The following is a 216-nucleotide window of genomic DNA, read 5'->3' as shown; positions in this document are numbered from 1 at the left end:
GGCTCGGCCCCGCCGTCGCTGGGCTGGTCGAGTTTTTCGATCCAGCGGCGCGCCTCTTCCAGGTAGGCGGCGCGAGGCGTGACCACCAGGATGCTGTTGAGCCGTTCCACCGGCATGACGCGCAAGGCGCCGAACAGGGGGTTGTTCTCGCCCAGCATGGCCGCCGCCGCGCTGGCGGACGCAGACGCCGACCCTGCCCGGCCGGCCGGGCTGGCC

Annotated in this window: 1 protein-coding gene; it reads right to left on the bottom strand. The window is 73.6% G+C overall.

All coding sequences use genetic code 11. The annotated features are described in order from the left end of the window. On the bottom strand, positions 1-216 hold a 216-nt coding region (locus tag A612_RS00015; RefSeq protein WP_040435203.1), incomplete at both ends, for a secretin N-terminal domain-containing protein.

Source organism: Melaminivora alkalimesophila (genome assembly GCF_000282995.1).
GTDB classification, from domain to species: domain Bacteria; phylum Pseudomonadota; class Gammaproteobacteria; order Burkholderiales; family Burkholderiaceae_C; genus Melaminivora; species Melaminivora alkalimesophila.
Note: the sequence above shows the minus strand (reverse complement) of the source record. Positions and strands in the feature narration are given on the sequence as shown.